The sequence below is a fragment of the Micromonospora sp. NPDC050417 genome (assembly GCF_044458865.1).
Lineage (GTDB): Bacteria > Actinomycetota > Actinomycetes > Mycobacteriales > Micromonosporaceae > Micromonospora_G.
The window spans coordinates 24,916-47,854 of record NZ_JBITIH010000004.1; the positions used below are offsets into that span (position 1 = coordinate 24,916).

Annotated in this window: 23 protein-coding genes and 1 tRNA gene; 13 read left to right on the forward strand and 11 right to left on the reverse strand. The window is 71.3% G+C overall.

The window, feature by feature from the left end; translation table 11 throughout:
- Nucleotides 1–72: 72 nt before the first annotated feature.
- The 3 genes from bcp to ACIBF5_RS07010 all read left to right on the forward strand — a co-directional run bounded on the left by bcp (nt 73) and on the right by ACIBF5_RS07010 (nt 1,417).
- The gene (gene bcp / locus ACIBF5_RS07000) at nt 73–546 is read left to right on the forward strand and encodes a thioredoxin-dependent thiol peroxidase (protein ID WP_396808926.1); all 474 of its coding nucleotides are present in this window, start codon (nt 73–75) and stop codon (nt 544–546) included.
- Nucleotides 547–659: 113 nt separating this feature from the next.
- Nucleotides 660–740 (forward strand) — tRNA-Leu (locus tag ACIBF5_RS07005).
- Nucleotides 741–895: 155 nt separating this feature from the next.
- Nucleotides 896–1,417, forward strand: a complete 522-nt coding sequence (locus ACIBF5_RS07010) for a GNAT family N-acetyltransferase (RefSeq protein WP_396809400.1) — start codon at nt 896–898, stop codon at nt 1,415–1,417.
- 48 nt (nt 1,418–1,465) lie between these two features.
- Here ACIBF5_RS07010 and ACIBF5_RS07015 read toward each other — a convergent pair whose 3' ends face one another.
- Nucleotides 1,466–2,647 (reverse strand): low temperature requirement protein A, encoded by a 1,182-nt coding sequence (locus tag ACIBF5_RS07015; RefSeq protein WP_396808928.1) that lies wholly within the window; start codon nt 2,645–2,647, stop codon nt 1,466–1,468.
- 153 nt (nt 2,648–2,800) lie between these two features.
- Here ACIBF5_RS07015 and ACIBF5_RS07020 point away from each other — a divergent pair, with 153 nt between their 5' ends.
- Nucleotides 2,801–4,042: a serine hydrolase domain-containing protein gene (locus ACIBF5_RS07020; RefSeq protein ID WP_396808930.1), complete on the forward strand. Its 1,242-nt coding sequence runs from the start codon at nt 2,801–2,803 to the stop codon at nt 4,040–4,042.
- Between the two features lie 138 nt (nt 4,043–4,180).
- Nucleotides 4,181–4,342: a hypothetical protein gene (locus tag ACIBF5_RS07025; protein ID WP_396808932.1), complete on the forward strand. Its 162-nt coding sequence runs from the start codon at nt 4,181–4,183 to the stop codon at nt 4,340–4,342.
- A gap of 101 nt (nt 4,343–4,443) precedes the next feature.
- On the opposite strand, the gene ACIBF5_RS07030 is transcribed toward ACIBF5_RS07025, so the two are convergent.
- Both ACIBF5_RS07030 and ACIBF5_RS07035 read right to left on the reverse strand, forming a co-directional pair.
- Nucleotides 4,444–5,082 carry a class I SAM-dependent DNA methyltransferase gene (locus ACIBF5_RS07030; RefSeq protein ID WP_396808934.1) on the reverse strand — a complete coding sequence of 213 codons (639 nt, stop codon included), beginning with the start codon at nt 5,080–5,082 and terminating at the stop codon, nt 4,444–4,446.
- Nucleotides 5,083–5,133: 51 nt separating this feature from the next.
- Nucleotides 5,134–5,967, reverse strand: coding sequence for a class I SAM-dependent methyltransferase (locus tag ACIBF5_RS07035; protein WP_396808936.1), 834 nt, complete (start codon nt 5,965–5,967; stop codon nt 5,134–5,136).
- Nucleotides 5,968–6,064: 97 nt separating this feature from the next.
- Here ACIBF5_RS07035 and ACIBF5_RS07040 point away from each other — a divergent pair, with 97 nt between their 5' ends.
- From ACIBF5_RS07040 to hutH, 6 genes are all read left to right on the forward strand, one after another.
- A complete protein-coding gene (locus ACIBF5_RS07040; RefSeq protein WP_396808938.1) occupies nt 6,065–6,952 on the forward strand; it encodes a MurR/RpiR family transcriptional regulator in 888 nt (295 codons plus the stop codon).
- A gap of 80 nt (nt 6,953–7,032) precedes the next feature.
- Nucleotides 7,033–8,682: a urocanate hydratase gene (hutU, locus tag ACIBF5_RS07045; protein ID WP_396808940.1), complete on the forward strand. Its 1,650-nt coding sequence runs from the start codon at nt 7,033–7,035 to the stop codon at nt 8,680–8,682.
- A gap of 11 nt (nt 8,683–8,693) precedes the next feature.
- Nucleotides 8,694–9,974, forward strand: a complete 1,281-nt coding sequence (locus ACIBF5_RS07050) for an allantoate amidohydrolase (protein ID WP_396808942.1) — start codon at nt 8,694–8,696, stop codon at nt 9,972–9,974.
- Nucleotides 9,971–11,344, forward strand: a complete 1,374-nt coding sequence (locus ACIBF5_RS07055; RefSeq protein ID WP_396808944.1) for a formimidoylglutamate deiminase — start codon at nt 9,971–9,973, stop codon at nt 11,342–11,344. Before ACIBF5_RS07050 ends, ACIBF5_RS07055 begins: the two co-directional genes overlap by 4 nt.
- Nucleotides 11,341–12,558, forward strand: a complete 1,218-nt coding sequence (gene hutI, locus ACIBF5_RS07060) for an imidazolonepropionase (RefSeq protein WP_396808946.1) — start codon at nt 11,341–11,343, stop codon at nt 12,556–12,558. Before ACIBF5_RS07055 ends, hutI begins: the two co-directional genes overlap by 4 nt.
- Nucleotides 12,549–14,087, forward strand: coding sequence for a histidine ammonia-lyase (gene hutH, locus ACIBF5_RS07065; RefSeq protein WP_396808948.1), 1,539 nt, complete (start codon nt 12,549–12,551; stop codon nt 14,085–14,087). Before hutI ends, hutH begins: the two co-directional genes overlap by 10 nt.
- Nucleotides 14,088–14,155: 68 nt before the next feature.
- Here hutH and rdgB read toward each other — a convergent pair whose 3' ends face one another.
- The 5 genes from rdgB to ACIBF5_RS07090 form a co-directional block, all read right to left on the reverse strand.
- On the reverse strand, nt 14,156–14,770 hold the full coding sequence (gene rdgB / locus ACIBF5_RS07070) for an RdgB/HAM1 family non-canonical purine NTP pyrophosphatase (protein ID WP_396808949.1): 615 nt from the start codon (nt 14,768–14,770) through the stop codon (nt 14,156–14,158).
- 126 nt (nt 14,771–14,896) lie between these two features.
- Entirely contained in the window at nt 14,897–15,625 is a 729-nt protein-coding gene (gene rph / locus ACIBF5_RS07075) for a ribonuclease PH (RefSeq protein ID WP_396808951.1), read from the reverse strand.
- A gap of 109 nt (nt 15,626–15,734) precedes the next feature.
- Nucleotides 15,735–16,865, reverse strand: a complete 1,131-nt coding sequence (locus tag ACIBF5_RS07080) for a glycosyltransferase (protein WP_396809402.1) — start codon at nt 16,863–16,865, stop codon at nt 15,735–15,737.
- Nucleotides 16,866–16,870: 5 nt separating this feature from the next.
- Entirely contained in the window at nt 16,871–18,016 is a 1,146-nt protein-coding gene (locus ACIBF5_RS07085; protein ID WP_396808953.1) for a glycosyltransferase family 4 protein, read from the reverse strand.
- Nucleotides 18,017–18,106: 90 nt separating this feature from the next.
- Entirely contained in the window at nt 18,107–18,853 is a 747-nt protein-coding gene (locus ACIBF5_RS07090) for an MBL fold metallo-hydrolase (protein ID WP_121158768.1), read from the reverse strand.
- A gap of 287 nt (nt 18,854–19,140) precedes the next feature.
- Here ACIBF5_RS07090 and ACIBF5_RS07095 point away from each other — a divergent pair, with 287 nt between their 5' ends.
- Nucleotides 19,141–19,854: a hypothetical protein gene (locus ACIBF5_RS07095; RefSeq protein ID WP_396808955.1), complete on the forward strand. Its 714-nt coding sequence runs from the start codon at nt 19,141–19,143 to the stop codon at nt 19,852–19,854.
- Nucleotides 19,855–19,905: 51 nt separating this feature from the next.
- On the opposite strand, the gene ACIBF5_RS07100 is transcribed toward ACIBF5_RS07095, so the two are convergent.
- The 3 genes from ACIBF5_RS07100 to ACIBF5_RS07110 all read right to left on the reverse strand — a co-directional run bounded on the left by ACIBF5_RS07100 (nt 19,906) and on the right by ACIBF5_RS07110 (nt 21,766).
- A complete protein-coding gene (locus ACIBF5_RS07100) occupies nt 19,906–20,871 on the reverse strand; it encodes a PLP-dependent cysteine synthase family protein (protein ID WP_396808957.1) in 966 nt (321 codons plus the stop codon).
- 11 nt (nt 20,872–20,882) lie between these two features.
- Nucleotides 20,883–21,206: a MoaD/ThiS family protein gene (locus ACIBF5_RS07105; protein WP_396808959.1), complete on the reverse strand. Its 324-nt coding sequence runs from the start codon at nt 21,204–21,206 to the stop codon at nt 20,883–20,885.
- A 71-nt stretch (nt 21,207–21,277) separates the two neighbouring features.
- Nucleotides 21,278–21,766 carry a Mov34/MPN/PAD-1 family protein gene (locus ACIBF5_RS07110; RefSeq protein WP_396808961.1) on the reverse strand — a complete coding sequence of 163 codons (489 nt, stop codon included), beginning with the start codon at nt 21,764–21,766 and terminating at the stop codon, nt 21,278–21,280.
- A 148-nt stretch (nt 21,767–21,914) separates the two neighbouring features.
- On the opposite strand from ACIBF5_RS07110, the gene ACIBF5_RS07115 reads away from it, so the two are divergent.
- The gene (locus ACIBF5_RS07115; protein WP_396808963.1) at nt 21,915–22,778 is read left to right on the forward strand and encodes an aldo/keto reductase; all 864 of its coding nucleotides are present in this window, start codon (nt 21,915–21,917) and stop codon (nt 22,776–22,778) included.
- The last annotated feature ends 161 nt before the right edge of the window (nt 22,779–22,939 follow it).

The following is a 22,939-nucleotide window of genomic DNA, read 5'->3' on the forward strand; positions in this document are numbered from 1 at the left end:
TGCCAGCATCTTGCAACAACGAAGAAGACTGTTCAAGATCGTGCCTGGTGGGAGCGGGTAATGTCACGTCGCATGACGAGCTCCCGCCTCACACCGGGCGATTTGGCGCCAGAATTCACGTTGCCGACGGACGACGGCAAGACACTCGACCTCAAGGAGCTACGCGGGCGGAAGGTCGTGCTCTACGCGTACCCGGCCGCGATGACGCCCGGCTGTACCAAGCAGGCGTGCGACTTCCGGGACTCGCTGGCCTCACTACAGGCCGCCGGGTACGAGGTGGTCGGCATCTCCCCCGACCAGCCGGCCAAGCTGGCGAAGTTCCGGGAACGGGACGCGATCACGTTCCCGCTCGTCGCCGACGTGGACAAGGCGGTGCTGACCGCGTACGGCGCGTACGGCGAGAAGCAGCTCTACGGCAAGACGGTCACCGGCGTGATCCGCTCCACCTTCGTCATCGACGCCGACGGGCGGATCGAACGGGCGCTCTACAACGTCAAGGCGACCGGACACGTGGCGAAGCTTCGCCGCGATCTCGGCCTGGACTGACCCGCTCCACTCGTCGCGGACCGTCGCCGGGGCGCGACGGTCCGGTGGGCCGAACCCGCCCGCCCGATGTACGTGCACACGGTCGCCGCACAGGCTCTAGACTCGTACCGCCAGCGGGAGTGGTGTAATGGCAGCCACGCAGGATTTAGGTTCCTGTGCCTTCGGGCGTGGGGGTTCGACTCCCCTCTCCCGCACCGATCAGTCAGTTTCGTACGCGTAGGCCGTCGAGCACCAGGTCACAGACGGCCTCCAGTGCGTCGGCGACGCCGGGCACACCATGGCTGTTACCGCCGTCACCCTGCCCGGCCGTCCGCTCAACGTGCGGTACGAACCCGACGAAGATGACCCGGTGACCCTCCGCTTCGCGCTCGACCCCGAGCTGACCGCAGAGCTACGGCAGCAACTCGTCACCCTCTGGACGGTGGTGACCAACGCCGGTGGCGCGGTCGGTTTTGTTGCCCCGGTGAGCGAGGACGAGGTCCGTACCGTCGCGGACGCGGCCTTCGCCGGCATCGCCGACGGTCCCGACCGCCTGCTGGTCGGCTACACCGACGACAACCAGCCCGCCGCCTTCCTGATCTTCACCTCGAACCGGTTCGCGCTGAAGGAACACTGGCGCGTGCTCAAGCGGGTGATGGTCCACCCGGGCCTCCAGGGCACCGGCAACGGCGCGGCGCTGATGGCCGAGGCCGAACGGGTCGGCCGCAAACTGGGGCTCGAGGCGCTCCAGGTGACCGTCCGGGGCGGACTGAACCTGGAACGTTTCTATCAGCGGTGCGGCTACCGCGAGGTGGGCCGGTTGCCGGCCGCGCTGCGCCTGTCGCCGGGCGACGACCGCGACGAGATCCTGATGTGGCTGCCACTGGTCTGACCAGCGGGAACACGAGGTCCGATCGCCGGGTCGCACGCGGCACGACGGTCAGGTCGGCGGTGTGGGCGGGTCCAGCGGCCGCCCTTGGGCCCGGCGGGTGTCGAAGGCGACAACCGCCGCCAGCACGAACGTCACGGCGGCGGCGGTCGCCACCGCCGGAAGCCAGAAGGCGCCGCCGGCAACTGCGGCCAGCAGGACAATCGCGACCCACCGTGGGTAGGAAACGCGACCGAAGATCACGTATTCGAAGCCGGTGCGCCCGACCAGGAAGAGGGCCGGGCCTCCCGCGATGCTGGCGGTCCAGCCCTCGTCGGGGCTGCCGTTCGGGTGTTCGAGAATGATCGTGAAACCGACGGCGGTCAGGAGAATGCCGGCCACCATCACCATGTGCGCGTACGAAGACCACTGACTCAACCGGTGCGGACGCGAGGAAGACGCGATGGCGGGACCGAGCTGTTCGCCGGCACGGTAGATGTAGAGCCGCCACATCAGTGCGGTGGTGGCGAACGCGAGCACCAGCACCAGCGTCCGGTGCAGTGTCAGGCCCTTCTGCCCGTCGGCGAACGTCAACCCCAGGATCAGGATGATCTCGCCCAACGCGATGACGAGCACCTGCCGGTAGCGTTCGGCGAGGTGACTCTCCTGGATCGTCAGCTCCCACCCGGGCGCTCCACCCAGCCCCGGAGCCGGCCACCGCAGGGCGGCCGAGACGTAGTCGATGGTCAGCGCCGCCAACCAGAGCACCGCGCGCACCCACCCCTCCAGGAACGCACCCGGGATCCAGAGCAGGGCGGAGCCGCTGAACCAGAAGGCCGCCCGCAACGACCTCTGCGCGAGTTGGGTGCCCCACCCGACCAGCAGGAGGAACACGAGACGGGTGAGGTGAATCGTCACGTAGGTGAGGGCGAAGAGCAGCCCGTACCTGGTGAACGCCTGGGGCAGCACGATGGCCATCAGCAGGACGCCGAGCATGACGATCATGACGTACAGCTGGAGTAACGGGTGTTGCGGGTCGAACTGGTCGGTCAACCACGCCGTCAGCACCCAGATCCACCACAGGGCTAGGAGCAGGACGAACGCCCTCAGCGCGCCCCGCCAGCTCAGATCGTCCACCAGCAGTTCGGTGATCTGGGTGAGGGCGAAGACGTACACCAGGTCGTAGAAGAGTTCCAGGAACGCCGGCTGCATCGGAGTACCGGGGCTGCGCACCAGGTTGACGCGCGTGATCACCGTCCCATTCTCACGTCCCGCCTCGGGGCGAGTGGCGTAATGAACGGATCCCCAGCCTGAGGACCGACGAACAGGACAGCCAACACGAGACGCCCCATAAGAGTTGCAAAGTGCTACTACGGTCGTTCCCGGATCGTCCATCCGGGAGGAAACATGCGGAAACCACCACGCAAGCTGTCCTCGTCCCTGGCCGGAGCGCTGGCCACAGTCGTACTCGTCGGAGGTCTGGCCGCCCCGGCGGCTGCGGAACCGGCAGCGACCGGTCACGTCGACGGCCGGCTGCCGGTCCCGGCGCTCGACGCGGCGCTGCGGGAGATCACCGACACCGGCATGGTCGGGGTGTTCGCCGAGGTACGCGACGGCCGGGCCACCTGGCGCGGCGCCAGCGGAGTCGCCGACATCACCACCGGGCGACCCGTACGCCCCGACTACCGGCACCGCGTCGGCAGCATCACCAAGACCTTCGTCTCCACCACCCTGCTCCAGCTCGTCGGCGAGGGCAGGATCTCGCTCGACGCACCGGTCCGGCGCTACCTGCCGGGCCTGATGCCGGACGATGCCGTGACCGTACGGATGCTGCTGAACCACCGCAGCGGGATCGGCAGCTACGACCGGGTCGTCTTCGCCACCGCCGAGCAGGTCGAGCAGCACCGGACCACCACGTTCACCGCGCGCGAACTGATTCGGACCGGGCTCGGCATGCCGCGCACGAACCCGCCCGGCGCCGCCTTCGCGTACTCGAACACCAACTACATCCTGGCCGGGCTGATCGTGGAGCGGGTCACCGGCCGACCGGCCGCCGAAGAGATCCGCCGCCGGATCCTGCGCCCACTGGCGCTACGCGACACCTACTTCCCCGGCACCGAGCCGCGCATCACCGGCCCGCACAGCCTGGGCTACCTCCCCTGGTACGACGGGGAGCTGCGCGACTTCAGCGTCTACAACATGTCCTGGGGCCAGATGGCCGGCGAACTGGTCTCGACCACGGCCGACCTGGACCGCTTCTACCGGGCGCTACTCAACGGCCGGCTGCTGCGCCCCGCCGAACAGGCACAACTGCAACGGTTCCTGCCCACCAACCCGGCCGACCCGACCGGCCTGCGCTACGGACTCGGCCTGCTGTCGCTGCCGCTGCGCTGCGGTGACGCGTACGGGCACGACGGTCAGGTGTTCGGCTACCACACGTTGTCGTTGCACTCCCCGGACGGGAAACGGCAGGTGAGCGTGGCGCTGAACGTCAGCCACTACCAGTACGCCGGGGATCCGATCAGCGCGGCGACGTTCCAGCTCATCGACACCGCACTCTGCGGTACGGCAACCGCCCACGCCGCGCGTACCTTCACGCCACAGCTCTCGCCACTCACCCCCGCCCCCGGCCTACTCCCACCCCGCTAACCCCCCTCCCCCTCCCGCGATCTAGGGCAAGTCGGTGCCGTCAGAGACCGATCCGCGCGGCTTCGCCCTAGATCGCGGGAGAGGGGGGCAGGGGGCGGGGCAGGTGCCGTCCTGCTCAGCAATGGGGCCAGCCGCGTCGTGGACCGGTTCGGGCTCGCCGACTGGCCGGAGGTCATGGCCGTCCTGGCGTCGAGCGGACCCGCCGAGGTCATCCGTCGTGTCCGGCAGGCGGAGGCGCGTCACGCGGTGGCGCCGGACGACGCGACGATCGCACACTGCACCGACTTCGGCGCGGCCTGACCGCGCCGTACCCGGAACCCCCCTCCGCCTGCCCGGGACGACTTCCTCCGGCCAGGCGGAGGGGTGGGCCGTTTCAGAGCCAGGTCGTGCCCAAGCCTGGTTCAGCCGAGCTTGCGGGCGATCAGATAGGCCCCCTGCTTCCTCGGCTGCATGACGACCGGCTCGTGGACCGTCGTCACCAGGATCTGGAATCCGGCCTCGGCCAGCATGGCCGTGACGGTTTCCGGGCGGCGGTAGTGGAGGATCAGGTCGACCTCCTGGCCCCACGCCTCGGCGAAATGCTTCGGGGCGTCGCCGACCTGGAAGGCCAGCATCAGCGGCGCCCCCGGGATCAGCACCCGGTGGAACTCGGCCAGCACGCCCGGCAACTCCTGGTCGGGAATGTGGATGGTCGAGTACCAGGCGTTGAGGCCCGACAGGCTCCGGTCGGGATGGGCGAGGCCGGTCATCGAGCCGACCTCGAACCGCAGCTCCGGATAGTTGGCCCGGGCCTGTTCGACCATGCCGGGCGACAGGTCGATCCCGAACACGTCAAGCCCCCGCCCGTGCAGAAACGCCGTCACGTGCCCCGGTCCGCACCCCACGTCAGCGGTCCGCCCGGATGCCAGCTCGGCGAAGAGCGTCAACAGGCTCCGCCACACCGGCTCTTCTTGCAGTTCGTCGGCGAAGAGAGCCGAATAGCTGGCGGCCACGGAGTCGTACGAGGCACGGGTCCGATCGAGGAAGGCCAGATCGCTCATGGCCCGAGACCCTATCCGTCCTCTCCGACCGACGCCGACGCGTCGCCGGGTCTACCAGGCGACTCCGATGCCGTCGCCGGGGAACCAGTGCCGGGCTGGGGTCTCGCGGTAGGCGAGGAAGCGGCGGCCGGTCTGCTCGGCGTGCTCGGCAAGAACGTTGGTGACTGTGACGTTGTCGGTGAGCAGCATCGCGTCGGGCGCCAGCTTCGGCTCGACCGCCTCGAACTCGTTGCGTTCGTGGCCGGCGCTGTGGTCGCTGTCGTGCAGGAACAGGTCGACCGGGCGATCCAGCGCCCGGATCGAGGCGATCGAGTCACCGATGACCAGGTCCACCACCCCGGCCCACGGCTCGACCCGGGCCAGGTAGCCGGCCTCGGGGTTGATGTCCAGCGAGGTGACCCGACCGGGGTGACCCTCGGCGGCGTTGCGGAGCAGCGCGGAGGCGAGCACGCAGGTGCCGAGCCCCTTGTCCACGCCGGTCTCGACCACGTGCGCCGGGCGGATCGCGCGGACGATCGCGTACCAGCCGATGCGTCGCGCGTAACGCACCTGACGGTCGGCCAGGCCGCGCCGCGCCGAGGTCGCCGTGGTCCGCTCGATGTGCTGCCGCAGCACCTGGTCGGACTCGATCTCGGCGAGGTAGTCGCGAACCTGCTTGACCGGGGTGTCGGTGAGGACGCTGACGAACCAGGCGAGGTGTTCGCGGCTCAGCCGGGTCAGGTCGTACGTGTAGTTGTGGTGTTCGCGCGAGGTGAGCAGCCAGCGGGCGGAGACGCCGAGCACCCGAGCATCGTGTCGGGCGACCCGGAGCAGCCGTTTGGGGAACGCCGCCACGGGTGCGAGGGGGGTACGGGCGATGGTGCGTCGGAACCGGGTCCCATCCACGGAGTTGGTTTTATCACGTTCCCGCACGGGTCACGGTCCCGCCACGTTCGGCGGCGCCTCATTGCCATCTGAATGTTTTCATGCATAGAGTGCGCATGTGAATGAGGATTCACTTGTCCGGGATGCGGTCTTCGTCTCGGGTGCGGCAGCCCCCACGGACCAGGTGCTCGACCTGTTCCACGGTGTCCGGCTGACCCCGACCCAGCGCCGGATCGCGCACAGCCTGGTCCAGCACGCCGCCTCGGCGGCCTACCTGTCCGCCGCCGAGATCGCCGAACTCGCCCAGGTGAGCCAGCCCTCGGTGACCCGGTTCGCGATCGCGCTCGGCTACGACGGCTACCCGGCCCTACGCCGCCGGCTCCGCGAGATCACCGCCGGACACGGCCGACCGACCGCCGACGTACCGGCCGGCAACGAACTCCAGCGTGCGGTCCGCGACGAGGTGGAGAACCTGCACCGACTCGCCGAACAGCTCGCCGACCCGGACCGGGTGACCGCCGCCGGTGCGCTGCTGGCCAACAGCCGCCCCCTGCCGGTACTCGGACTACGCGCCGCCGCCCCGCTCGCCGCGTACTTCGCCTACTTCGCGGCGAAGGTGCACCCGGACGTACGGGTGCTCGACACCGGCGGCAGCCTGCTCGCCGACCGGCTCGACCAGGCCCGGACAGCCGGGGCCACCGCCCTGCTGGCGATCGTCCTGCCGCGCTACCCGCGTGAGTCGCTCGACGCGCTCCGCGAAGCCCAGCTCGCCGGACTCTCCGTCGTCGTGATCACCGACTCGGCGGTCAGCCCGGCCGCCGAGTACGCCGACATCGTGCTTCCCGCCGCAGTCGGCGCCCAACTCGTCTTCGACCTGCACACCGCCCCGATGACCCTGGCGATGGTGCTGCTCCAGGCGATCTGCGACGCCGCCCCCAGCCACACCCAGCGCCGGTTGGAGGAGTTCGAACAGTCCGCCGCCCGCCGCCAGGTGTTCCTCAACTGAACCGACTGTTCCTCGACAGCACCGACGCACCGACCGCACCCGAACCCCGACCACTCCCCACCGCTGCGGAGGAGACCCCGATGTACCAACCCGTTCGCGCCGCGCGCGGCAGCACCCGTACCGCCGTGGGGTGGGCCCAGGAAGCGGCCATGCGGATGCTGATGAACAACCTCGACCCGGAGGTCGCGGAGCGCCCCGAGGACCTGGTCGTCTACGGCGGCACCGGCCGGGCCGCCCGGGACTGGCCCTCGTACCACGCGCTGATCCGGACCCTCACCGAACTGCGGGACGACGAGACCATGCTGGTCCAGTCCGGTCGGCCGGTCGGGGTGCTGCGTACACACGAATGGGCGCCCCGGGTCCTGCTGGCCAACTCCAACCTCGTCGGTGACTGGGCAAACTGGCCCGAATTCCGCCGCCTCGAACAGCTCGGCCTGACCATGTACGGCCAGATGACCGCCGGATCGTGGATCTACATCGGCACCCAGGGCATCCTCCAGGGCACCTACGAGACGTTCGCGGCCGTCGCCGCCAAACGGTTCAACGACACCCTCGCCGGCACCCTCACCCTCACCGCCGGCTGTGGCGGTATGGGCGGTGCCCAACCGCTCGCGGTGACCATGAACGGTGGCGCCTGCCTGATCGTCGACGTCGACCCCGAACGACTCGCCCGACGGGTCCGGGACCGCTACCTGGACCAGGTCGCCGGCTCGCTGGACGAGGCGATCGAGGCGGTGCTGACCGCGAAACGGGAGCGCCGCCCCCTCTCCGTCGGCGTCGTCGGCAACGCCGCCGTGGTCTTCCCCGAACTGCTGGTACGCGGCGTCGAGATCGACATCGTCACCGACCAGACCAGCGCGCACGACCCGCTGTCGTACCTGCCCGTCGGGGTGGAACTCGCCGACGCGGCCGAGTACGCCGCCGCGAAGCCGGCCGAGTTCACCGACCGGGCCCGCTCCTCAATGGCCCGGCACGTGGAGGCGATGGTCGGCTTCCTCGACGCCGGGGCCGAGGTCTTCGACTACGGCAACTCGATCCGGGGAGAGGCACAGCTCGCCGGATACGAACGGGCCTTCGACTTCCCCGGCTTCGTGCCGGCGTACATCCGGCCGCTCTTCTGTGAGGGACGCGGGCCGTTCCGTTGGGCCGCACTCTCCGGTGACCCGGCCGACATCGCCGCCACCGACCGGGCGGTACTGGACCTGTTCCCGGAGAACGAATCACTGGCCCGGTGGATCCGGATGGCCGGCGAACGGGTCGCCTTCCAGGGCCTGCCGGCCCGGATCTGCTGGCTCGGCTACGGCGAACGGGACCGGGCCGGGGTCCGGTTCAACGAGATGGTCGCCTCCGGCGAACTCTCCGCCCCGGTCGTGATCGGGCGGGACCACCTGGACGCCGGGTCGGTCGCCTCGCCCTACCGGGAAACCGAGGCGATGGCCGACGGCTCCGACGCCATCGCCGACTGGCCGCTGCTCAACGCACTCGTGAACACCGCCAGCGGCGCCTCCTGGGTCTCCATCCACCACGGCGGCGGCGTCGGCATCGGCCGGTCGATCCACGCGGGGCAGGTCTGCGTCGCCGACGGCACCGCACTCGCCGGGCAGAAGATCGAACGCGTACTCACCAACGACCCGGCGATGGGCGTGATCCGCCACGTCGACGCCGGCTACCCCGCCGCCGACGACGTCGCCACCCGTACCGGCCTCACCATCCCCATGACCCAGGTGTAAGGAGGGGCCCCTTGTTATCGGATTCCGTTGTAGAAGGGCCCCTTCCTCACGGCGACGACGTTGCCGCGTTCCGGAAGCTCTGGGACCAGATCGCGCCCGTGGGGCGGGACCCGGTCAGCGGCGGCTACCTCCGGTTCGCCTTCACCGAACCGGAACTACGGCTCCGGGACTGGTTCCGGCAACAGGCCGCCGACCGGGGCATGCCGGTCGAATCCGACGGCAACGGCAACCTCGTCGCCTGGTACGGCGACCCCGGGGCCGGTGACGCCGTCCTGGTCGGTAGCCACTTCGACTCGGTCCCGCACGGCGGCGCCTACGACGGGCCGCTCGGCATCGTCAGCGCCTGGCTCGCCCTCGACCGGCTACGCGAACGAGGGACGGCACTGCGGCGACCGATCGGCGTGGTCGCCTTCGCCGAAGAGGAAGGGGCCCGGTTCGGCGTACCATGCCTCGGCTCCCGGCTGCTCACCGGTGAACTGGACGCCGACCGGGCGGCGGCACTGACCGACCGGGACGGAATCACCCTGGCCAAGGCGCTCGGCGACGAGCCGGCCGGTGCCCGCCCCGACCTGCTGGCCCGGATCGGCGCCTTCGTCGAACTCCACGTCGAACAGGGGCGGGCCCTGGTCGACCTGGCCGCACCGGTCGGGGTGGCCAGCGGAATCTGGCCGCACGGCCGCTGGCGGATGGACTTCACCGGCGAGGCGAACCACGCCGGAACCACCCTGATGACCGACCGGCGCGACCCGATGCTGACGTACGCCTTCACCGTGCTCGCCGCGAACAAGGAGGCACGCCGCTTCGGTGCCCAGGCCACGGTCGGCCGGGTCGAGGTCGAACCGAACGCCACCAACGCGGTCCCGTCTCTGGTCCGCGGCTGGCTGGACGCCCGCGCCGCCGAGGTCGCCACGCTCGACACCCTGATCGAGGCGATCGGGCAGAAGGCGACCGAGCGGGCGGTACGCGACCGCACCGCGCTGCGACTGACCCGCGAGTCGGTCACCCCGCTGGTCGAGTTCGACGGCGGACTGATCGACCTGTTCCAGCGCGTCCTGCGCGGTGGCGTACCGGTGCTGCCCACCGCCGCCGGGCACGACGCCGGAGTGCTCGCCGCGCACCTGCCCACCGCGATGCTCTTCGTCCGCAACCCGACCGGGGTGTCGCACTCGCCCGCCGAGACGGCCGAGGACATCGACTGTGCCGCCGGGGTCGCCCGCCTCGCCGACGTACTCACCACCCTCGCCGCCGGACCGCAAACCACCCCCGACATCGAGCCAGGGGACGCGCCATGACCGCCATCACCGAACCAGCCGGGCCACCGTCGGGCAAACCAGCCGGACCGTCGGACGGGCGGTTCCACGCCGAGTACGCCTGGCTCCCCGGTCACGAGGAACCCAGCGCGGACGTACTGATCGAGGTCGACCAGGGCAGGTTCCGTACGGTCAGCGCCGGGGTGGCGCCGCCGCCAGGCGTGACCCGGCTGCCCGGGGTCACCCTGCCCGGCCTGGCGAACGCCCACTCGCACGCGTTCCACCGGGCGCTGCGCGGGCGCACCCACACCGAACGCGGCACGTTCTGGAGCTGGCGGGACCGGATGTACGAGGCCGCCGGCACGCTCGACCCGGATCGGTACCTGGCCCTGGCTCGGGCCACGTACGCCGAGATGGCGCTCGCCGGGATCACCTGCGTCGGCGAGTTCCACTACCTGCACCACCAACCGGACGGCACCCCGTACGCGGAGCCGAACGTGATGGGCGCCGCGCTGGTCGAAGCCGCCGCCCAGGCCGGCATCCGGATCACCCTGCTCGACACGCTCTACCTCACCTCCACGGTGGACGGTCAGCCACTGCGCGGCATCCAGCGCCGGTTCGGCGACCGTGACCTCGACGCCTGGTCGGCGCGACACGACCTGCTGCGTCCCGCCCCGCACGCCCGGATCGGGTCGGCGCTGCACTCCGTCCGCGCCGTCCCGCTCAGCTCGCTGGCCAGCTTCGCGTACCGCAACCAGGGCGGTCCGCTCCACTTCCACCTCTCCGAGCAGCGGGCCGAGAACGAGGCATGCCTCGCCGCCCACGGCTGTACGCCGACCCAACTCCTCGCCGACATGGGCGTCCTCGGTCCCACCGCGACCGCGGTGCACGCCACCCACCTGAGCGGCGCCGATCTCGAACTGCTCGGCTCCACCCGGACCGGCGCGTGTCTCTGCCCGACCACCGAACGGGATCTCGCCGACGGCATCGGACCGGCCCGCTCCCTGGCCGACTCGGGCAGCCCGCTGAGTCTCGGCTCGGACAGCCACGCTGTGATCGACCTGTTCGAGGAGGCGCGTGCGGTCGAACTCGACGAGCGGCTGCGCAGCGAACGGCGCGGCCACTTCACCCCGGACGAGTTGACGCACGCCGCCACCGCCGCCGGGCACACCGCGCTGGGCTGGTCCGACGCCGGCACCATCGCCGTCGGCGCCCGCGCCGACCTGGTCACCGTCCGCCTGGACACCGTACGGACGGCGGCCGTCCCGCCCGGTGGCGCGTTCTTCGCCGCGACCGCCGCCGACGTCACCGACGTCCTGGTCGACGGGCGGGTGGTGGTCCGCGACGGCCGGCACGTCTCGGTCGACGTCGCCGCCGAACTGGGCCGGTCGATCCGCGAGGTGTGGCGGTGAACGCGCAGTCCGGACCCAGCCTGCTGGTCGACAACATCGGCGAACTGGTCACCAACGAGCCCTACGGCGAGGGTGGCCCGCTCGGCATCCGACGCGGGGCGGCGCTGCTGATCGAAGGTGGCCGAATCGCCTGGATCGGGCCGGCGAAGTATGCCCCGGCCGCCGACGGGCGGATCGACGCCGACGGCGGGGCGGTTCTGCCCGGCTTCGTCGACAGCCACTCCCACCTGGTCTTCGCCGGTGACCGGGCGACCGAGTTCGCGGCCCGGATGGCCGGGCAGCCGTACACCGGCGGCGGGATCCGGACGACGGTCGGCGCCACCCGCGCCGCCAGCGACGACACCCTGCGCGCCAACGTGTCCCGGCTGCGGATGGAGGCGATGCGGCAGGGCACCACCACGATCGAGATCAAGAGCGGGTACGGGCTCAGCGTCACCGACGAGGCCCGCTCGCTGCGGATCGCCGGCGAGTTCACCACCGAGACCACCTTCCTCGGCGCGCACGTCGTCCCGGCCGAGTACGCCGACCGCCCGGACGACTACGTCGGGCTGGTCTGCGGGCCGATGCTGCGCGCCGCGCTCCCCTACGCCCGCTGGATCGACGTCTTCTGTGAACGGGGTGCGTTCGACGCCGACCACGCCCGCGCGATCCTCACCGTCGGCCAGGCCGCCGGCCTCGGCGTACGGCTGCACGCCAACCAGCTCGGACCCGGTCCGGGGGTACGGCTCGCGGTCGAACTCGGCGCGGCCAGCGCCGACCACTGCACCCACCTGACCGACGCCGACATCGACGCGCTCGCCTCGACGAAGGTGGACGGGGTTTCCGGTGCGGAGCCGGTGACGGTCGCGACCCTGCTGCCCGGGGCGGAGTTCTCCACCCGGTCGCCCTACCCGGATGCCCGACGCCTGCTCGACGCCGGCGCCACGGTCGCGCTCGCCACCGACTGCAACCCCGGCTCGTCGTACACGTCCTCGATGCCGTTCTGCATCGCGCTCGCCGTACGCGACATGGGGATGACCCCGGCGGAGGCGGTCTGGGCCGCGACCGCCGGTGGGGCGCGGGCGCTGCGTCGCGACGACATCGGTGTGCTCCGGCGGGGCGCGCACGCCGACCTGACCCTGCTCGACGCCCCCTCCCATCTGCACCTGGCCTACCGGCCGGGGGTACCGCTGATCCGCCAGGTCCTGCACAACGGAGTACCGCAATGTCAGTAGTCACCGTGACGCCGAGCGGCGTCTCCCCCTCCGACGTCCTCGCAGTCGCCCGAGGCACCGCGACCGTCGTCCTGGACCCGGCCACCATCGAGGCGATGGAGACCAGCCGGGCGATCGTGGACCGAATCGAGCAGGACGGGCGCCCGGTCTACGGCGTCTCCACCGGCTTCGGTGCGCTCGCGAACACCTTCGTCGCACCGGAACGCCGGGCGGAGTTGCAACACGCGCTGATCCGGTCGCACGCCGCCGGGATCGGCGCGCCGATGCCCCGCGAGGTGGTACGGGCGATGATGCTGCTGCGGGTACGTTCGCTCGCGCTCGGCCACTCCGGCGTACGCCCACTCGTCGCGCAGTCCCTGGTCGACCTGCTCAACCACGACATCACCCCGTGGGTGCCCGAACACGGGTCGCTCGGCGCCTCGGGTGACCTGGCGCCGCTGGCCCACTGCGCGCTGGCGCTGCTCGGCGAGGGTTGGACCCTGGGCAAGGGCGGTGCCCGCGAGGACGCCTCGCTCGCGCTGCACCGGGCCGGGCTGACCCCGATCGAGCTGGCCGCCAAGGAAGGGCTGGCGCTGATCAACGGCACCGACGGCATGCTCGGCATGCTGCTGCTGGCGATCGACGACGCCGCCCACCTGTTCACCATGGCGGACGTGACCGCCGCGCTCGCGATCGAGGCGATGCTCGGCACCGACCGGCCGTTCCAGCCTGAACTGCACCGCATCCGCCCGCATCCGGGGCAGGCGGTCTCGGCGGCGAACATCCACCGGCTGCTCCAGGGCTCCGGCATCATGGACTCGCACCGGGACGACCTGGTGCACGCGGTCCAGGACGCCTACTCGATGCGCTGCGCCCCGCAGGTTGCCGGTGCGGCCCGGGACACCCTCGACTTCGTCACCTCGGTCGCCGCCCGGGAACTCGTCTCTGTGGTCGACAACCCCGTGGTGCTGCCGGACGGCCGGGTCGAGTCGACCGGAAACTTCCACGGCGCGCCACTCGGCTTCGCCGCCGACTTCCTCGCCATCGCCGCCGCCGAGGTCGGTGCGATCTCCGAACGTCGGGTGGACCGGCTGCTCGACATCACCCGTTCCCGGGAGTTGCCGGCGTTCCTCTCCCCCGACGCCGGGGTCAACTCCGGCCTGATGATCGCCCAGTACACGGCAGCCGGCATCGTGGCGGAGAACCGCCGGCTCGCCGCCCCCGCGTCGGTCGACTCGCTGCCGACCAGCGGCATGCAGGAGGACCACGTCTCGATGGGCTGGGCCGCCGGCCGCAAACTCCGTACGGTGCTGGAGAACCTGACCAGCCTGCTCGCGGTGGAACTGCTCGCCGCCGTACGCGGCCTCCAGTTGCGGGCACCGCTGTCCCCGTCACCCGCCGGTCAGGCCGCGGTCGACGTGGTGGCCCGGTTCGCGGGCGTACCCGGCCCGGACATCTTCCTGGCGCCCGCGCTCGAATCCGCCCGCGCCACCGTCATCGCCCGCGACCTGCGCACCACCATCGAGTCCCACCTCGGCCCCCTGGCGTGAAAGGAGGGGCCCCTTGTTAACGCATAGCGTTAACAAGGGGCCCCTCCTTACGCAGTAGCGGTGCGGGGTCAGCTCGGCAGGAGGACCTTCGCGATCACCTTCGCCAGGGCGCGTAGGGCCTTGCCCCGGTGGCTCACCGCGTCCTTCTCGGCCGGGGTGAGTTCCGCGTTGGTCTTCTCCTGACCCTCGCCGAGGAAGATCGGGTCGTAGCCGAAGCCGCCCTCGCCCCGGGGCCCGCGCAGCAGGCGACCGGTCTGCCGACCGTCGACCAGGTGCTCCTTGCCACCGGGCAGGACCAGCGCCACCGCGCAGACGAACGCGGCACCCCGGTGCTCGTCCGGTACGTCGCCGACCTGGCCCAGCACCAACTCCAGGTTGGCCTGGTCGTCGCCGTGCTTGCCCGACCACCGGGCGCTGAACACGCCCGGCATGCCATTGAGCGCGTCGACCGCGAGGCCGGAATCGTCGGCGACCGTCGGCAGCCCGGTGTGCCGGACCCCCTCACGCGCCTTCAGCAGGGCATTCTCACCAAAGGTCAGACCGGTCTCCGGCACCTCCGGGTACGCCGGCAGGTCATTCAACCCGACCAGTTCGATCCGCTGTGGACCGAGCGCGCCATCCAGGATGCGCTGCAGTTCGACCAGCTTCTTGGCGTTGCGGGTCGCCAGCAGCACCCGGGTCATGCGCTCTCCTCGCTCCACGGTTGTCCGGCCGTACGGCCGGGTTGGTGTCTCCCACCCCCGGTCCCGCACGTGCGGGACCGGGTCTTGCCTTCCCCACCGGCGAACGGCCGCCGGGGCACGCCTGTCCTACTCCGCCAGGGCCTTGCGCTGGGCGTCGGCCAGCTCCGCGCAACCGAGCACCCCGAGGTCGAGCAGGGCGTCGAGCTGGTCCCGGGCGAAGACGTTGGCCTCACCGGTCCCCTGCACCTCGACGAAGTCCCCGGTGCCGGTGCAGACGATGTTCATGTCCACCTCGGCGGCGACGTCCTCAAGGTAGTTCAGGTCGAGCCGGGCCTCACCGTCGACGATGCCGACGCTGACCGCGGCGACCGAGCGGTGCATCACCGACGCCGGCTTGCCGGCCAGTGCCTTGCGGGCGGCCAACCAGCCGACCGCGTCGTGCAGCGCCACGTACGCGCCGGTGATCGAGGCGGTACGGGTGCCGCCGTCGGCCTGCAGCACGTCACAGTCGAGAACGATCGAGTTCTCACCGAGGGCCTTCAGGTCGATGCAGGCCCGCAGGCTACGACCGATCAGCCGGGAGATCTCCTGGGTCCGGCCACCGACCCGACCCTTGACGCTCTCCCGGTCCGACCGGGTGGTGGTCGCCCGGGGCAGCATCGAGTACTCGGCGGTGACCCAGCCGAGCCCCGACCCCTTGCGCCAGCGGGGCACTCCTTCGGTCACGCTCGCCGTGCAGAGCACCCGGGTCTGGCCGAACTCGACGAGTACGGACCCTTCCGGGTGCACGCTCCACTGCCGGGTCAACGTCACTGGCCGGAGTTCATCGGGCTGCCGCCCATCAGGTCGTGCCATGGGGGCAGCCTATGCGTTTGGTCTCAGCTCTCCGCCCTGGGGCACCCCCGAGCGCCTGTGAACGCCGACCGAGACGTCCGAGCGGACCGGATCACCCGAACCGCCCGGGTCACCCGAACCGGGCGTCCGAACGGACCGGGGCGTCGTGCGCCCGAAGGAAGCCCTCGACCGAGGCGGACCACCCGAAGCGCTCCGCCCGCGCCCGCGCCGCCGCCCGTCGTACCGGCTCGCTCCGGGCCAGCAGGGCACCGATCGCCTCGGCGAACGCGGCACCCGTGCCGTCGGCGCCCAGCCCCGCGTCGCCGACCACCTCCGGCAGCGCGCTGGCGGCGTTCACCACCACCGGAGTACCGCAGGCGAGAGCCTCCAGCCCGGCGAGCCCGAAGGTCTCCACCGGTCCCGGTGCCACCACCACGTCGGCGCTGGCGAGCAGCGCCGCGACCCGGTCGCGGTCGGGCAGGAAGCCGGTGAAGTGGACCGGCAGCCCGACCGCGCGCTGGGCGAGCGCGCCCCGACGCGGCCCGTCGCCGACCACCACCAGGGTCGCCGGCACGCCGGCCGCCCGGAGCGCCACCAGCGCGTCGACCGCCAGTTCCGGCCGCTTCTCCGGGGAGAGGCGGCTGCAATGGACCAGCAGCACACCGCCGTCGCCGACGTACTCGGCGCGTACCTCGGGGCTGTGCCGGTCCGGGTGGAACGCCTCCAGGTCGACGCCGAGCGGCACCTGGGTCAGGTTCGACGTGCCGATGCGTCGGAACTCCGCCGCCGCCCAGTCGGTGGTGCAGACGATCTGGTCGTACGTTGCCGCGCTACGCGCGTTGAGCCGGTCGGCGAGCCGTTGGCCGAGCGGCTCAGGGGTGCCCCAGACACCGAGCAGTCCGGTGAGGCTCTCGTGCGACACCATCAGCGACGGCACGCCGTGCGCGCGGGCCCAGGCTCCGGTCCAGCGCAGGGTCGACCGGTCGGAGACCTCCAGCCGGTCCGGGCGCAGCGTTTCGAGGAGCTGGCGCAGCGGGGCACGGCCGACCAGGACCCGGTAGCCACCGGTGCCGGGCACCACCGGCGCGGGCAGGGTGATGACCCGGTCGGGGCCGATCATCTCGTCGCTGGCCCGCTCCCCCGGGATCACCAGCACCGGTTCGTGCCCGGCCGCCCGGTAACCGGCGCCGAGACACCGCAGCGCGGTGCGCAGGCCGCCGGAGCGGGGGGTGACGAAGTTCGCCAACCGGACGATGCGCAGCGCCGTCACGCGGCGATCCGCCGAGACGTCGCGGTCCCCGAGGAGGCGAGCACCGCCTGGTAGTGGCCGACCAGTTCGTCGCCGACCGCCGCCCAGCTCCGGCCGGAGACGCCCGCCCGGGCCGCGATCCCGAACGCCCGACGGCGTTGCGGGTCGGCGGCGAGTTCGGCGACCGCCTCGGCCAACGCCGGGCCGTCCTCCGGCGGCACCAGGGTTCCGGTGACCCCGGGTTCGACCAGGTCGAGCGGGCCACCGGCCGCGGGTGCGACCACCGGCAGGCCGCTGGCCAGGGCCTCCTGGACGGTCTGCCCGAAGGTCTCGTACGGGCCGCTGTGCACGAAGATGTCCAGGCTGGCGTAGAGCTGGGCGAGCTGTTCGCCGTGTTGGGCACCGAGGAAGAGCGCGCCGGGCAGGGCCTTCTCCAGGTCCCGGCGTGCCGGACCGTCACCGATGACGACCAGTCGTACGCCGGGCAGCCGGGAGGTCTCGGCGAGCAGTTCGACGCGCTTCTCCACGGCGAGCCGGCCGACGTAGCCGACCAGCAGTTCGCCGCCCGGGGCGAGCGAGCTACGGATGGACGTGCTGCGCAGCGCCGGATCGAAGCGGACGCTGTCCACGCCCCGGCGCCACAACCACACCCGCTGTACGCCGTGCGCGACCAGGTCGGCGGCGGAGCGGGTGGAGGGGGCGAGGGTCCGGTCAGCGGAGTTGTGGATGTTACGCAGCCAGCGCCAGGCAGCCGCCTCGCCCCATCCGAGCCGGTAGTGGCGGGCGTACGCCGCCAGGTCGGTCTGGTAGACCGCCAGGGTGGGCAGGTCGAGCTGACTCGCCACCGCCATGCCCCGGGCCCCGAGGACGAACGGGCTGGCCAGGTGAACCACGTCCGGGGCGTGCTCGTGGAGCGTGTCCGCGAGCCGGGCGGAGGGCAGACCGAGCCGGAAACCGCGGTAGCGGGGCACCGCCACGCTCGGCACCCGAACCACCGGATAGGGGTGGTCGCCGCCGATGTCGCGGGTGGCCGACGCCGGCGCCGGGGCGATCACGATCGGGGTGTGACCCCGGCGGACCAGGTGCTCGGCGGCGCGGACAACGGAGTGCGCCACACCGTTGACATCCGGTGGAAAGGACTCCGTGACGATCGCGATGCGCATGCGCTCACCGTGGAACCCGTTCGGGTGCGACGGGCGACGGTTAGCTGACCGTCCGGCAAACAGTGCCGCACAAGATGTCGCCGTCGATGGCTAGATGTCGTACCGGGCACCGGGTCGGGCGATTTCCACCGGTCCGGCGAACGCCGAGGCCGCGGCTTCGTGGGTCAGTGCCTCACTGCCCCAGGCGCTGACCAGGTGGGTCAGCACCAGGCGTCCGACCTCCGACTTGGTGGCGATTTCGCCCGCCTCGCGCCCGGTCAGGTGCAGGTCCGGCGGGTTGTCCACGCCGTCGAGGTAGCTCGCCTCGCAGAGGAAGAGGTCCGCGCCGTGGGCCAGCCGCAGCAGCGCCTCGCAGGGGGCGGTGTCGGAGGAGTAGACCAGCGAGCGGCCGTTGTGCTCCAGTCGTACGCCGTAGGTCTCGACCGGGTGGTTGACCCGGTCGACGGTGACCGAGAACGGCCCGATCGGGAAAGTGCCGGGTTGCAGGCCGTAGAAGGTGTAGACGTCGTCGACGGTCGTCTCTTCCTGGCTGTACGCGGCGGCGAGCCGGTCCGGCGCGCCGGCCGGGGCGTAGACCGGCAACGGCGGATAGGGGCCGTCCGGGGCGTACCGGCGCACCACGACGTAGGTGACCGCGTCGAGGATGTGGTCGCAGTGCAGGTGGGTGAGGACGATCGCGTCGACCGCGTGCAGCCCGGCGTAGCGCTGCAAAGCGGTGAGTGAGCCGGAACCGAAGTCGACCAGCAGGCGAAATCCGTCCGCCTCCACCAGGTAGGCCGAACACGCCGCCTCGGGACCGGGGAAGCTCCCGGCACAGCCCAGAACTGTCAGTCGCATCCGGTCGTCCTGAAGTCACCGATGGTCACGGACAGGCCGCCAACCAATGTGTAGACGATCTTCGTTGGCGCCTCTGTCACGGTGCGCAGCCTACGCTTCGACACCGGGAGGCAAGAAAAAACTGGTGCTTGTTGTCGCCAAGGTGACACCGGTCCAACCTCCGCCCTCCACCTGGGCCGAACGACTTCACCGACCCCGCCGTTACGCCCTGTCACGCCTGACCGTTGCATCAGGTGACGAGGTCCGCCGGTCCCGGCGGGCAATGACCTGGACCAGGACGGTGCACCGTGCCCTCCGAAGCTGACACCACGGCAACCGGCTCCCAGCGGGCCGCCACGCCGACGATCGCTGTCGGCACCGTACCGCTGGTGGCGACCGGATCGATCCGACCGGCGACGCCAGCCGATCATGCGGTCGCCATCCTGCCGGGCGGGTCCGAGCACCCGAACGCGCCCGCCGCGACGGCATCCGCCGCATCCACGCTGACGCGACCGCCGGTCGGAGCCACGGCAACGGTGGCGGCTGCGGCGGGCACCCCGCCGGTCGGCGCGACGCTTGCGGCGCAGACCGCACCGTCGGTCGGCGCGACACTTGCGGCACAGACCGCACCACCGGTCGGCGCGACGACGTCGGTGCAGGGTGGGCCGCCGGTCGTGCGGTCACCGCTCGTACCCTGGGCCGCGCCCACCGCCGACCACCCGATCTGCACCCGGCGGGCCGGGCCGCGCGGCACCAGCCGGCAGATCCTCGGGGTGTGCGGCTGGGCCACCGTCCTGGGCCTGGTCGGGCTCGCGGCCGGGCTGCGCGGACTGGTCGCCGTGGTCGCGGGTCTGGCCCCGAACTGGTACGAACCAACCATCGCCGCCATGGGTCTCGGTGGGATCGCGCTGACCATGGTCGCGTTCCTGTTCGTCCGGCACCCCCGCCTGCCCTGGATCATGCTGAGCCTGGCGACCCTGCCGCTCGCCGCCAACCTGGCGCTGACCCTCGCCGCGTTGTAGCCGGCGGTCGCTCTGAGCGGCCGTAGCACCGTCCAGAGCGACCGGTTCGACTCACGCCCAGAGTTGGCCCTCCAGGGCCTCCTCGGCGTCGCCGAGGGTGCCGCCGTACGCACCGGTCGAGAGGTACTTCCAGCCACCGTCGGCCACCACGAAGGCGACGTCGGCGCGACGGCCGGCGCGTACCGCCTCGTGTGCCACGGCGAGAGCGGCGTGCAGGATGGCACCGGTGGAGAAGCCCGCGAAGATCCCCTCCACCTCGACCAGTTGCCGGGTACGCAGCACCGCGTCGCGAGTGCCGACGGAGAACCGCCGGTTGAGTACGGTCGCGTCGTACAACTCCGGCACATAGCCCTCGTCGATGTTGCGCAGCCCGTAGACCAGCTCGCCGTAGCGGGGCTCGGCCGCGACGATCTCGATGTCGTCGACCTTCTCGCGCAGGAACCGCCCGGTCCCCATCAGGGTGCCGGTGGTGCCCAGGCCGGCCACGAAATGGGTGATCGTCGGCAGGTCACGGAGCAGCTCCGGCCCGGTGGTCTCGTAGTGTGCGCGTGCGTTCGCCTCGTTGCCGTACTGGTAGAGCATCACCCAGTCGGGGTGTTCGGAGGCGATCTGCTTCGCCGTCGCGACCGCCTGGTTGGAACCGCCGGCGGCCGGCGAGAAAATGATCTCCGCGCCGTACATCCGGAGCAGTTGCACCCGCTCGGCCGAGACGTTCTCCGGCATCACACAGACCAGGCGGTAGCCGTGCAGCTTCGCCACCATCGCCAGCGAGATGCCGGTGTTGCCACTGGTGGGTTCGAGGATCGTGTCGCCCGGCCGGAGCCGGCCGGCCGCCTCGGCGGCCCGGACCATGTACAACGCCGGCCGGTCCTTGATGCTGCCGGTCGGATTGCGGTCTTCGAGTTTCGCCCAGAGCCGCACCGACGGTGCCCCTTCGGGCACCGTCGGCGACAGGCGGGGCAGACCCACCAGCGGCGTGCCGCCGCAGGCGTCGAGCAGGCTGTCGTACCGCGCCACGGCGAACTCCCTCAGCGGGCGGTGTGCGACAGGATCGCGGCCGCCGCCGCGAAGCCGAACGCGCCGCCGGCAACGGCCGGCAGAATCGTCACGGTGTCGCCGTCGGCGACCTTCGCGTCGAGGGCACCGAGAAAACGGACATCCTCGTCGTTGACGTAGATGTTGACGAACCGGTGCAGCGAACCCTCGTCGGTGACGAGCCGGCCCCGCAGGCCGGAGTGCGTGCTGTCGAGATTGGACAGCAGCTCGGCGAGGGTGTCTCCGGCGCCCTCGACGACCTTCGCGCCGCCGGTGTAGCTGCGCAGGATGGTGGGAATGCGGACCTCGATGGCCATGGCGTTACTCCTAGAGTGCGACGGTTGCAGGGGAAGGGACTACGGACAGGGCGCTACCCACGATCACGGGGTCAGCGGCCGGAACACTCGTAGTCGACCGTCGTCGGGCTCTGCCCGAACATGTAGGACTGCACGGCGTGCGGGTCCACCGCGGCCTCGACGATCTGGACCGGCTCCTCGGTCACCACCCCGTCGACGATCCGGAACGAGCGAATCTCCTCGGAATCCGGATCGCGGGTGGAGACCAGCAGGTAGTGAGCACCCGGCTCGCCAGCGAATGAGATGTCGGTGCGGGACGGGTACGCCTCGGTCGCGGTGTGCGAGTGGTAGATCACCACTGGCTCCTCGTCCCGGTCGTCCATCTCCCGCCACACCCGCAACTGCTCCATCGAGTCGAACTCGTAGAAGGTCATCGAGCGGGCGACGTTCTCCATCGGGATGTGTCGGGTCGGCGTGTCACTGCCGGCCGGGCCGGCGACCACGCCGCAGGCCTCGTCGGGGTGGTCCCGACGAGCGTGCGCGACGATCGCGTCGCGGATCGCCCGGTCGATGCTCAGCACGGCACCAGCCTACCGCCTGTTTCGCCACACCAACTCCGCCCACCTCACCGGATGGGACCCCAAGCTGGCCGGACGGGACCCCAAGCTGCTCAGCCCGGTCACCGAGAGGGAAGCTGTTAGCGAAAACTTAAGCGAGGAGGGCTCCGCCATGAAGAATCGCCGCATCGGTGCGGTCGAGGTGAGCGCGATCGGGCTCGGCGGCATGCCGATGTCGATCGAGGGCCGCCCGGACGACGAGAGCCGGTCGATCCGTACCATCCACACCGCGCTCGACGCCGGTGTCACCTTGATCGACACGGCGAACGCTTACCACATCCACGCCGACGAGGTCGGCCACAACGAGTCGTTGATCGCGCGGGCGCTGGCCAGCTACGGGGGCGACACCTCGGATGTGCTGGTCGCCACCAAGGGTGGGATGGTCCGGCCCGGCGACGGCAGTTGGGGCCTCGACGGTCGCCCGGAGGCCCTCCGGGCCGCCTGTGAGGCATCACTCAAGCGGCTCGGCGTCGAGTCGATCGGCCTCTACCAGCACCACCGGCCGGACCCGTCGGTCCCGTACGCGGACTCGATCGGCGTCCTGCGGGACCTGCTCGACGAAGGCAAGATCCAGATGGCCGGCATCTCGAACGCCAACCCGGCGGAGATCCGGGAGGCCCAGGAGGTCCTCGGCGGCCGGCTGGCCTCGGTGCAGAACCAGTTCTCCCCCGCGTTCCGCAGCTCCGAGCCGGAACTGATGCTCTGCGACGAACTGGGCGTCGCGTTCCTGCCCTGGGCGCCGCTGGGCGGCATCGCCCAGGCCGCGCAGTTGGGCAGCCGGTTCCAGCCCTTCGCCGACGTGGCTGCCTCCCGTGGGGTCAGCCCGCAGCAGATCTGCCTGGCCTGGCACCTGGCCCAGTCGCCGGTGGTCATCCCGATCCCCGGGGCGAGCCGTCCGGAATCGATCCTCGATTCGGTGGCAGCCGCCGCGCTGACCCTGGACGACGACGAACTGGCCGCTCTCACCTTCGGCTGAGCCGGCCCGCTCGGGAGCATGCAAGGAGGGGCCCCGTGTTTTAGCCGGGCGCGAAAAAGGGGGCCCGCCGTGCGGGGCGAGCGGGGGGGCGGGGGGGGTGTGGAGGGCCTCCGGGTGGCGCCCCGGGGCGGGGGGCGCCCGGGCCCCCCTCCGGGGGGGGG